This window comes from Streptomyces sp. NPDC025273 (genome assembly GCF_040638585.1).
GTDB lineage: Bacteria > Actinomycetota > Actinomycetes > Streptomycetales > Streptomycetaceae > Streptomyces > Streptomyces cinereorectus.
The window spans coordinates 62230-73209 of sequence record NZ_JBEZYP010000019.1 but is presented as its reverse complement, the minus strand read 5'-3'; the positions used below and the strand labels follow the sequence as shown (position 1 = coordinate 73209).

The window sequence follows — 10980 nt, the reverse complement described above, 5'->3', positions numbered from 1 at the left end:
GTCGAAGGGACATCGACGATGTACGGAACGACGCACACCCGCGCGAGAGCGGCAGGAACGGTGGCCGCACTGTCCGGCCTGCTGTTCGCCGCACTCCCGGCCCAGGCCGCCCACGCGGCCGCCACCCCCGCCGACCCCGGCTTCGAATCGGGCGGCACCGGCTGGTCGACCTACTCGGCCGCCGGCCAGGACGCGGCCTCCTTCACCGAGGCGGGCGGCCGCACGGGCAGCACCAGGCTCAGCCACTGGTCCGCCTCGGCGTACAAGGTCGAGACCTACCAATACCTCACCGGTCTCACCGACGGTGCGTACACCCTCAGCGCCTGGGTGCGTTCGGGCGGCGGCCAGAACTCCGCCTACATAGCCCTGCGCAACTGCGGCGGCGCCGAGCAGCGCACCGACCTGCCGCCGACCGCCGACGGCCGCTGGATCCGGCTCGTCACCTCCGTCAGGGTGACCGGCGGTGCCTGCACGATCAGCCTCAACTCCGACGCGCACGCGGGGGAGTGGGCCAACTTCGACGACATCACCTTCACTCCCGGGAGCACCGGACTGGGCGTCAGGGGCGGTGACCTCTCCACCCTCCCGAAGAACGAGGCGTACGGCGCGAGGTACCGCGACGCGAACGGCACGGCCGGGGACGCGATGACCATCCTCAAGAAGTCCGGGATGAACTACGTCCGCCTCAAGGTCTGGGTGAACCCGGCCGACGGCTACAACGACAAGGCCCGCGTCCTCGCCATGGCCAAGCGCGCCAAGGCCCTCGGGATGAAGACGCTCATCGACTTCCACTACTCCGACGCATGGGCCGACCCCGGCAAGCAGATCAAACCCGCAGCCTGGGCGGGTCACAGCTACACGCAGCTCCGCGCGGACGTCTACCGCCACACGTACGACGTGCTGAACGCGCTCAAGGCCCAGGGCACCACCGCGGACATGGTGCAGATCGGCAACGAGACCAACGCCGGGATGCTCTGGCCCGAGGGGTCCACGGACAACTGGACCCAGCTGGCCGGCCTCCTGACCTCCGGAGCGAACGCGGCCAAGGCCGTCTCCTCCGGTACGAAGGTGGCGCTGCACCTCGCGGAGGGCGGCGACAACGCGGGCACCCGCTGGTGGTTCGACAACGCCGTGTCGCGGGGAGTCCCGTTCGACGTCATCGCCCTCTCCTACTACGGCTACTGGCACGGCTCGCTGTCCGAGCTCCAGACCAACCTCGACGACGCCGCGTCCCGGTACAAAAAGCCGGTGCTGGTCGCCGAGACCGCCTACGCCCACACCCTCGCGGACGACGACGGCCTGGAGAACAACGTGGCCACCGCCGGCCAGCTGGTCTCCGGCTACCCGGCGACCCCGGCCGGGCAGGCGGCGAACCTCCGGGACGTCATGAACGTCGTGGAGGCCGTCCCGGACGGACGCGGGCTCGGCGCCGTCTACTGGGAGCCGGCCTGGACCGCGGTCACCGGCAGCGGCTGGGACCCGGCCGACCCGTCGTCCGGCAACGCCTGGGAGAACCAGGCGGTGTTCGACTACGACGGGAAGCTGCTCCCGGCCGCGAAGTGGTTCTCCCACCGCTGACGGCTACAGCGGCGCACCGTGCCACCGCCATGTGGTGACCCGGTCGCGGCCCGGCAGCTCGGCGCGGCCGGTGGACCAGAGCAGGACGGCCCACCGGTCGGCGTCGTCCGGCGCGCCGGGGAAGAGGCGGGCCAGCACCCGGTCGCACAGGTCCGCGGGCGGCTTCCACGAGAGGGACAGGCCCTCGGCGACGTCATGGGTGTGCACGAGGGTCTCCACGATGCCCATCGCGGCGAAGCCCTCCGGGTCGGCGAGCCCGAACACATGGTGCGAGCGGACGTCCGGCGAGCTCGTCCGCACCATCGCCGTCAGCAGGGCACCGCTCGCCTCCAGGGTCTCCAGCAGCCCGGCGGACCCGGCCGCCGGGTCCGCGAAGACCGAGTTCGCCGGCCCGCCCTCGCGCTCCGCCGCATACCGGTAGGCCACCTCGGTACCGGTCGGCGGCTTCCGCGGGCCCAGCTGGACCGCGTACGCGAACAGGTCGTCGCTGAGATGCTCCAGGGTCTCCCAGCAGTCCCAGGCCAAGGATCTGGCCGGCACCCGCCAGTCGTCCGCCGGGGACCTCGCGAGGGTGTCGACCGCGAGACGGACGGCGAAGGCCACGTCGTCCGCGGTGACCGGCATCCGGGTCCCGCTCAGCGCCGCGCGTTCGGCAGCGCCGCACTCCACACAGAACTCGTTCCCCTCGGGATCGGCCATCGTCGCCCAGCCACGCCCATCGGGCTTGCGGTGGTCGCCGACCAGCGTGGCACCGAGGGCGAGCAGCCGCTCGACCTCCGCGTCGCGGCCGCGGTCCTCGGGACGCAGGTCGAGGTGGATCCGGTTCTTGGCGCGCTTGGGTTCGGGCACCGTGACGAAGAGCAGCGCCGCTCCCGGGGTCTCGACGAGTGCCTCGGGATCACCGGGCTCGTCCTCGTCGGAAACGGACGCGCCGAGCACCTCGGCCCAGAAGACGGCCAGTTCGTAGGCATCGGCGCAGTCGACGGTGATGTGCTGTACGTGCGAAGTCATGGCGCCACTGTCTCCGGTGCCCGGCGCCCGGTCCAGCTGGTTACGCCGGTGGGGGCGGGACGCCGTGCGTCCCGCCCCCACCCGAGCCGTACGCGGCCTACCTCACCGGCGTGAAGTCACGCGCCCCGATGAACTCGGGCCGCCGGACCGGGGCCGCGAAGGGCTCCTGGGCCGCGTTCTCCACACTGTTGAACACGATGAAGACGTTGCTGCGCGGGTACGGGGTGATGTTGTCCCCCGAGCCGTGCATGCAGTTGCAGTCGAACCAGGTCGCCGAACCGGCCCTGCCCGTGAAGAGCTTGATGCCGTGCCGGTCGGCCATCTTCGTCAGCGCCTCGTCGGACGGGGTGCCGGCGTCCTGCATCTGCAGGGACTTCTTGTAGTTGTCCTTCGGCGTCTCGCCCGCACAGCCGAGGAACGACTTGTGCGAACCGGGCATGATCATCAGCCCGCCGTTGGTGTCGTAGTTCTCGGTCAGCGCGATCGAGACGGACACGGTCCGCATGTTCGGCAGTCCGTCCTCGGCGTGCCAGGTCTCGAAGTCCGAGTGCCAGTAGAAGCCCGAGGCCCCGAAGCCCGGCTTCACGTTGATCCGCGACTGGTGGACGTACACGTCCGAGCCCAGGATCTGGCGGGCCCGGCCCACCACGCGCTCGTCGCTCACGAGCCGGGCGAAGACCTCGCTGAGCCGGTGGACCTCGAAGACGGACCGCACGCTCTGCGACTTCGGCTCGATGATCGAGCGCTCGTCGGCCCGGACCGCGGGATCGGCGATCAGCCGTTCCAGTTCCGCGTGGTAGCCGGCCACCTCCTCCGGCGTGATGATCTGGTCGACGGTGAGGAAGCCGTTCTGCTCGAAGCCCTGGAGCTCCTTCGCGGAGACCGGCCCGGGCGCACCCGGCGCGGACCAGATGACCGGGTCCTGGCGGGGAGTGGTCATCTCGGCGGCGCCGCGCGAGGGGTACAGGTCGGCGCGTACTTCGGTGGTCAAGGTTCAGCCCTCCTCTGTCAGCAGCGGGTAGACACCGTTCTCGTCGTGGTCCTCCCGTCCCGTGACGGGGGGGTTGAAGACGCACACGCAGCGGAAGTCGGTCCTGGGCCGCAGCGTGTGGTGCTCGTGGCCGTTCAGCAGGTACATCGTTCCCGGGGAGATCCAGTGCTTCTCGCCGGTCTCGTCGTTGGTGAGCTCAGCCTCGCCCTCGGTGCACAGCACGGCCTCGATGTGGTTCGCGTACCACATGGACGTCTCGGTGCCCGCGTACAGCACGGTCTCGTGGAGCGAGAAGCCCACCTTCTCCTTGGCGAGCACGATGCGCTTGCTCTCCCAGGTGCCGGAGGCGGCCTTCACATGCCGGTCGGTGTTCTCGATGTCACTGAACGATCGGACGATCACGGTGGGATGGTGCCTTTCTCTTCTGTACTGCTCAGGTGTGCCTGCCCCGGGGGCGTACCCCGGTCAGGCTGTCTCACGGACGGACCGGGCCAGCGTGCGCAGGCCCTCGTCCAGCTCCTCGGGGGTGATGGTCAGCGGCGGGAGCAGCTTGACGACCTCGCTCTGCGGGCCGGAGGTCTCCAGCAGCAGACCCAGCTCGAAGGCGCGGGCGCAGACGGCGGAGGCGCGCGCCGGGTCGGTGAACTCCATGCCCCAGACCAGGCCGCGGCCCCGGAACTGCGCGGTCGGCTCCTCGGCGCAGATCGCCAGGAGCGTCTGCTCCACCTGCTCGCCGCGGGCCAGGGTCTGCTTCTCCATCTGGCCGTCCGCCCAGTAGGCGTCGAGCGCGGCGGCGGCGGTGACGAAGGCCGGGTTGTTGCCGCGGAAGGTCCCGTTGTGCTCGCCGGGCTCCCAGACGTCCAGCTCGCCCTTGAAGAGGCAGAGCGACATCGGCAGACCGTAGCCGCTGATGGACTTCGACAGCGTGACGATGTCCGGGACGATGCCGGCCTCCTCGAAGGAGAAGAAGCCGCCGGTACGGCCGCAGCCCATCTGGATGTCGTCGACGATCAGGAGCATGTCCTGGCGGTGGCACAGGTCCTGGAGGGCGCGGAGCCACTCGGCGCGCGCGACGTTGATGCCGCCCTCACCCTGCACGGTCTCCACGATGACGGCCGCGGGCTTGTTGAGCCCGGATCCCTGGTCCTCCAGGAGCCGCTCGAACCAGAGGAAGTCGGGGACCTGCCCGTCGAAGTAGTTGTCGAACGGCATCGGGGTGCCGTGCACCAGCGGGATGCCGGCGCCGGCCCGCTTGAAGGCGTTGCCGGTCACGGCGAGCGAGCCGAGCGACATGCCGTGGAAGGCGTTGGTGAACGAGACGACGGACTCGCGGCCCTTGACCTTGCGGGCGAGTTTCAGCGCCGACTCGACGGCGTTGGTGCCGGTCGGGCCCGGGAACATCACCTTGTACGGCAGGTCACGGGGGCGCAGGACGACGTTCTCGAACGTTTCGAGGAACGCGCGTTTGGCCGTCGTGGCCATGTCCAGGCCGTGGGTGATGCCGTCGCGCTCGATGTAGTCGATCAGCGCGCGTTTCAGCACCGGGTTGTTGTGGCCGTAGTTGAGCGATCCGGCACCGGCGAAGAAGTCGAGGTAGGAGTGTCCGTCCTCGTCCGTCAGCCGGGCGCCCTGCGCGCGGTCGAAGACCGCGGGCCAGCTGCGGCAGTAGCTCCGAACCTCGGACTCCAGGGTCTCGAAGACACTCAGGGCGGGCGGGGTGATGGTCACTGGGAATCTCCTGGTCGTGGGGGGTGTGACGGGCGGCGGGTCAGGCATGCCCCGGGCGGGGGCGGGACCTACGCGTGGAACGGACCGATGCGGTAGAGCACTTCCGGCAGATGCGTCCCCTCGGGGAACAGCTCGCCGTCGAAGAGCACCTCGCGCTCCAGCGGTACGTCATGGCGCTGTGCGAAGGAGGTGAACAGCCGGTCGGACGCGGTGTTGTCCGGGGTGACGGTCGTCTCGACCGATGCCAGGCCCTGCTCGGCCGCGACCCGCGTGGTCAGCGCGTCCAGCAGGGTGGCGGCCAGCCCTTTACCGCGGTGGGCACGGTCGACGGCCACCTGCCAGACGACGAGCGTCTCGGGGCGGTCCGGACGGATGTACCCGGTCACGAAGGCGATCGGCCCGCCGGTCTCGTCGCGGGCGACCACGGAGGTCGCCGCGAAGTCACGGCACCACAGCAGGTAGCTGTACGAGGAGTTGAGGTCCAGGACCTCGGAATCGCGGGCGATGCGCCAGATCGCGGCTCCGTCCTCCACTCGCGGGGTGTCGATACTGAGGAATTCGCTTCGGGCACGTGCAATATCTGCTGGTGCGGCGGTCATGCGAATTGAATTTACCCAGCAAAAATCTAAATTGCATCGAAGCAGGGGGTTGGGTGAGCGGAGCCGCTGTGTTATCACGCGGGCGCGGACCGGGCTGGAGAGGGTGGCGCTTTATGCTCTTTTGGTCGGTACTTAAAGGGCGTAACGGTCACGATGTGGGGTTGGTCACACGTGTGTAACTCTTGTGAAATCCATCCGGACGGGTGCGGAGAGCGCGCCGAAACTGTGGCGTTTAGCGATAGGGAAAGCGGGCAGAAGAATACGGGGAGCTGCTCCGGATAAAGTAGCTCCCCGCAGGCGTCGAATTACTCGGCCGATGGCGGTCCGATAACGGTCCGATAATTCAGTCGTTCGGCCAGGTTTCCGAAACGGCCTCCCGGGCAGCCTCCGGATCGGCGTCCCGGCCGGTCTCGGCCAGCGCCGCCCCCAGAGCCGCCAGCGAGGCGTGCACGGCGCCCCGCGTGGCGTCCACGCCGTAGTGGTTCACCCGGATCATCTCCGCGGACAGCGCCCCGCCGCCCGCGATCAGCGGCAGCGAGGGGTCGGCCGCGAGAGCCTTCGCGACCAGCGCGGAGGCGTCCGTCCCCGCGGGCACACGCAGCGTCGTGGCGACCGGCGCCGCGTCGCGGGCCTCGTGGACGTACGGCTCCAGCCCGGCACCGAGAGCCAGCGCACCCGCCCGGGTCGCCGCGGCCGCCGAGGAGTGCCGCGCCGTCAGGGTGTCCAGGCCCTCCGCCTCGATCCGCTCCACGCATGCCTCCAGCGCCAGCATCTCCAGCTGGGCCGGGGCGTGCGGCAGCGCCTTGCGGCCCCCGTCGATCCAGCGGGCCTTCCAGTCCAGGAGGGACAGGTAGGAGTGCCGCGGAGCCTGCGGATTGGCGGCCATCCGCTCCCACGCCCGCTCGCTCACCGAGACCGCGGACACCCCGGCGGGGCCGCCCATCGCCTTCTGCGCACCGATGACGCACAGGTCCACGCCCCAGGCGTCCGGCAGCAGCGGCTCCGCGCCCACCGACGCCACGGCGTCCAGCATGAACAGCGCCCCGTGCGCCCGGACCACCTCGCCGATCTCCGCCACCGGGTTGGTGTTGCCGGTCGCCGCCTCGGCGTGCACCAGCGAGACGAAGTCGATCTCCGGATGCGCGGCCAGTGCCCGCGCGACCTGCTCGGCGGTGACCGCCGAGTGGAACGGCACGGCGAGGTCGACGACCTCCGCCCCGCAGTCCCGCAGCCAGTTGCCGAAGGTCTGGCCGTACGGCCCCGTGACGACGTTCAGCGCGGTCGAACCGGGCCGGGCACCGCCCCGGATGCAGCCTTCGAGGGGCAGCAGCGCCTCGCCCTGCATGATGACGACGTCCCGCTCGGTGGCGAGGAGGCCGGCCACCCGCCGCTCGATCGCCGCGAAATGCGCGGCGGTGAGCGGGGCGAGATCGAGGAAGGGGTGCGTCACGGTGGTGCTCTCTTCGGGTCGGTCGGTCCGCGGTCAGCGCTTGTCCCGAGAGTACCCAGCACCCCCCGGAGCCCCCGGCGGGCCGCCTCGTACAGTGCTGTCCATGAGGGATCACGAGGTGGCGCGGGTGCTGCGGATCGAGGGGCGGGTGCTCGCCGGCCCCGACGACGTGAGGGACGGGCTCTGGGCCGTCGACGGGCGGATCACCTACGAGCGGCCGCCGGGCGCGGACGACGCCGTGACACTCACCGGCTGGGCCCTGCCCGGCCTCGTCGACGCGCACTGCCACGTCGGTCTCGACCGCCACGGGCCCGTCGACGCGGCGACCAGCGAGAAGCAGGCCCTCACCGACCGGGAGGCGGGCACGCTGCTCATCAGGGACGCCGGGTCCCCCTCCGACACCCGGTGGATCGACGGCCGCGCGGACCTGCCGAAGATCATCAGGGCGGGCCGGCACATCGCCAGGACCCGCCGGTACATCAGGAACTACGCCCATGAGATCGAGCCCGGCGACCTGGTGGCGTACGTCGCCCAGGAGGCGAAGCGCGGCGACGGCTGGGTGAAGCTGGTGGGCGACTGGATCGACCGGGACGCCGGGGACCTGACCGCCTGCTGGCCCCGTGGCGAGGTCGAGGCGGCCATCGCCGAGGCACACCGGCTGGGCGCCCGGGTCACCGCGCACTGCTTCGCCGAGGCCGCCCTGCGCGACCTGGTGGAGGCGGGCATCGACTGCGTCGAGCACGCCACGGGGCTGACCGAGGACACCATTCCGCTCTTCGCGGAGCGCGGCGTCGCGATCGTCCCGACCCTGGTCAACATCGCCACGTTCCCGGACCTCGCGGCGGGCGGCGAGGCCAAGTTCCCCCGCTGGTCCGCCCACATGCGGCAGCTGTACGAGCGCCGCTACGACACCGTGCGCGCGGCGTACGACGCGGGGATCCCGGTCTTCGTCGGGACGGACGCCGGCGGCTCGCTCGCCCACGGCCTGGTGGCGGCGGAGGTCGCCGAACTGGTGAAGGCGGGCATCCCTCCCCTGGAGGCGCTCTCCGCGACGGCCTGGGGGGCACGGCGCTGGCTGGGCAGGCCGGTGCTGGAGGAGGGGGCCCCGGCGGATCTGGTGGTGTACGACGAGGATCCGCGGGCGGACGTACGGGTGCTGGCGGCCCCGCGTCGGGTGGTGCTCGACGGGCGGGTGGTCGGCTGACCGGCGGTGACCCCGGCGACGGGGAGCGGTGCCCGCACGCGTGGGCACCGCTCCCCGCCCGGCGCCGTCAGTCCGCGGCCCGCCGCGGCAGCCCCTGCAGCGCCAGGTCGAGCGCCTGCAGGAATCTGTTCGTCGTCACACGGTCGCGTACGGCCAGCCGCAGCCACTCGCCGCCCAGCCCGGGAAACGTGTCCCCGCGCCGTGCCGCGAAGCCCAGCGACCGCAGCCGCTCCCGCACCTCGTCCGCCCGTTCCAGCCGGAGCAGGACGAACGGTCCGGCGGCCGGCTCCACCACCCGTACCTCGCTGAACTCCGCGAGCCCGGCCAGCAGATGAGCCCGGTCCACCCCGACCCGGTCCGCCGCGTCGGCCGCCTCGACCAGCGCCCGCGGCTCCATGCACGCCTCGGCCGCCGCCAGCGCGGGAGAGGACACCGGCCACAGCGGCTGCGCCTCCTGGAGCAGGGTGACCGTCGCGGGATCCGCGAGTACGTAGCCGATGCGCAGCCCCGCGAGACCCCAGGTCTTCGTCAAGCTCCGCAGCACGACGAGCCCGGGGACGTCCGTGCGCCCGCACAGCGCCTCCCGCTCGCCCGGAACGGCGTCCATGAACGCCTCGTCGACCACCAGCGTCCGCCCGGGCCGCGCCAGTTGCTCCAGCACGCCCGCGGGGTGGAGCACGGACGTCGGATTCGTCGGATTGCCGACCACCACCAGATCCGCGTCCTCGGGCACCGCCGCGGGATCCAGCCGGAAGCCGTCCTCCGGCCGCAGCACCACCCGGCCGACTTTGTGCCCGGCCGCCCGCAGCGCCGCCTCGGGCTCGGTGAACTGCGGATGCACGACGACCGGTCTGCGGGCCGGCAGCGCCCGCGCGATCAGCACGAACGCCTCCGCCGCGCCCGCCGTGAGCAGGACCCGTTCCTCGGGCAGTCCGTGCCGTCCGGCGACCGCCGCCCGTGCCGGACGCCCGTCCGGATAGGCCGCCAGCGAGACCAGCGACGCGGCTATCCGCTCCCGGAGCCAGTCAGGGGGCGTACCGGTCCGCACGTTCACGGCGAGATCGGTCAGATCCAGGCCGCGTACTTCCGCGTCGCCGTGATGCCTCAGATCAGGCCCGGCGCTGTCGAGATGCTTCGTGTGCTTCGTGGGGGGCAGCATGGCAGCCATGGTGAACGGCCGGACGCGATTCGTCGACGCCGGGGTGCCGATCTGCAGGGACCGGCGAGCCACCGCGCAGGTGGCCGACGCCGACTTCCGCTTCGGGACCAGGAGTTGGTCCGCACCGGCCAGGGCGGCGGCCTCCGCGACGGACGGCGTCCCCACGGCGGCCAGCGGCGCCCCCGACGGGTTCGGTACGCGAACGGCCGCCAGCACCGCGGCCGTCCAGGACCGCACCGGCACCCCGAGCTCCGCCGCCGCACCGGCGATCCCCGGTTCGTCCGCCCTGGTGTCGAGCGTGGCCAGCTCCACCACATCGGCGACGGACAGCCCGGCCGCGCCCAGCGCCCCCCGGACCAGCGCGAGCACCTCCCCGGCCGGCACGCCCCGACGGGCACCGACGCCGACGACCAGCGCGGCACGGGTCACGAACGCAGTCCTTCCGGGAGGGAGGGAGGGAGGGAGGAACACAGGTAAGGGGGGCCTCAGGTGCGCGAACAGCGGTCAATCGGCTAGCAAGGCCCCATGGCGGTATTCGTCGCGCTCGGCGCGTTCCTGATGACCCTGGCGGGCGGCTGGGTCGCGCAGCGCGTCAGCGACCGCCGGCACCTGGTGCTCGGCTTCGCCGGAGGGCTGATGCTCGGCGTCGTCGGCCTCGACCTGCTGCCCGAGGCCGTGGAGGCCGCGGGCCAGGAGGTCTTCGGCGTCCCCGCCGCCCTGCTGCTGTTCGTCGGCGGTTTCCTGGTGGCCCACCTCGTCGAGCGTTCGCTGGCCGTACGCCAGGCGGCACACGGCGCGGGCGAGGAACGGGTGCCGCAGGTCGGGCTGACGGCGGCGGCCGCGATGGTGGGCCACAGCCTGATGGACGGCGTCGCGCTCGGCGCCGCCTTCCAGATCGGCGGTGGCATGGGCGCCGCCGTCGCACTGGCCGTCATCACCCATGACTTCGCCGACGGCTTCAACACGTACACGATCACCAGCCTCTACGGCAACGCCCGGCGCAAGGCGCTCCTGATGCTGTACGCGGACGCGCTGGCCCCGATCGTGGGCGCGGCGACCACCTTGCTGTTCACCCTTCCGGAGGAACTGCTCGGCGGCTATCTCGGATTCTTCGGCGGTGCGCTGCTCTACCTGGCCGCCGCCGAGATCCTGCCCGAGGCGCACCACGAGCACCCGGCCCGCTCCACGCTGCTGTGCACCGCCGCCGGAGTGGGCTTCATCTGGCTGGTGGTCGGCATCGCGGAGTGAACACGCCACGGC

General features: G+C 71.6%; 10 protein-coding genes. 3 read left to right on the top strand and 7 right to left on the bottom strand.

The features are described from left to right. The first annotated feature begins 18 nt into the window (after positions 1–18). Positions 19–1578 (top strand): arabinogalactan endo-1,4-beta-galactosidase, encoded by a 1560-nt coding sequence (locus tag AB0F38_RS26280; RefSeq protein WP_361898162.1) that lies wholly within the window; start codon positions 19–21, stop codon positions 1576–1578. Between the two features lie 3 nt (positions 1579–1581). Here AB0F38_RS26280 and AB0F38_RS26275 read toward each other — a convergent pair whose 3' ends face one another. The 6 genes from AB0F38_RS26275 to AB0F38_RS26250 form a co-directional block, all read right to left on the bottom strand. After that, on the bottom strand, positions 1582–2589 hold the full coding sequence (locus tag AB0F38_RS26275) for a VOC family protein (protein WP_361898159.1): 1008 nt from the start codon (positions 2587–2589) through the stop codon (positions 1582–1584). A 97-nt stretch (positions 2590–2686) separates the two neighbouring features. After that, positions 2687–3580, bottom strand: a complete 894-nt coding sequence (gene thpD / locus AB0F38_RS26270) for an ectoine hydroxylase (RefSeq protein ID WP_361898156.1) — start codon at positions 3578–3580, stop codon at positions 2687–2689. A 3-nt stretch (positions 3581–3583) separates the two neighbouring features. After that, the gene (locus AB0F38_RS26265; RefSeq protein WP_361898153.1) at positions 3584–3982 is read right to left on the bottom strand and encodes an ectoine synthase; all 399 of its coding nucleotides are present in this window, start codon (positions 3980–3982) and stop codon (positions 3584–3586) included. Between the two features lie 63 nt (positions 3983–4045). Then, positions 4046–5308, bottom strand: a complete 1263-nt coding sequence (gene ectB, locus AB0F38_RS26260) for a diaminobutyrate--2-oxoglutarate transaminase (RefSeq protein WP_361898151.1) — start codon at positions 5306–5308, stop codon at positions 4046–4048. A 68-nt stretch (positions 5309–5376) separates the two neighbouring features. Continuing rightward, positions 5377–5841, bottom strand: a complete 465-nt coding sequence (gene ectA, locus AB0F38_RS26255; RefSeq protein WP_361898148.1) for a diaminobutyrate acetyltransferase — start codon at positions 5839–5841, stop codon at positions 5377–5379. Positions 5842–6250: 409 nt separating this feature from the next. Then, complete coding sequence (locus AB0F38_RS26250; protein WP_361898144.1) at positions 6251–7357, bottom strand: aminotransferase class V-fold PLP-dependent enzyme; 1107 nt, start codon at positions 7355–7357, stop codon at positions 6251–6253. Positions 7358–7484: 127 nt separating this feature from the next. Between AB0F38_RS26250 and AB0F38_RS26245 the strand changes: the two genes are divergently transcribed. Beyond that, positions 7485–8561, top strand: a complete 1077-nt coding sequence (locus AB0F38_RS26245; protein ID WP_361898316.1) for an amidohydrolase family protein — start codon at positions 7485–7487, stop codon at positions 8559–8561. Between the two features lie 67 nt (positions 8562–8628). Here the strand turns inward: AB0F38_RS26245 and cobC are convergent, their stop codons facing one another. Continuing rightward, positions 8629–10149: an Rv2231c family pyridoxal phosphate-dependent protein CobC gene (gene cobC, locus AB0F38_RS26240; protein ID WP_361898141.1), complete on the bottom strand. Its 1521-nt coding sequence runs from the start codon at positions 10147–10149 to the stop codon at positions 8629–8631. A gap of 96 nt (positions 10150–10245) precedes the next feature. On the opposite strand from cobC, the gene AB0F38_RS26235 reads away from it, so the two are divergent. Further along, positions 10246–10968, top strand: a complete 723-nt coding sequence (locus AB0F38_RS26235) for a ZIP family metal transporter (protein WP_361898138.1) — start codon at positions 10246–10248, stop codon at positions 10966–10968. Positions 10969–10980: the final 12 nt, after the last annotated feature.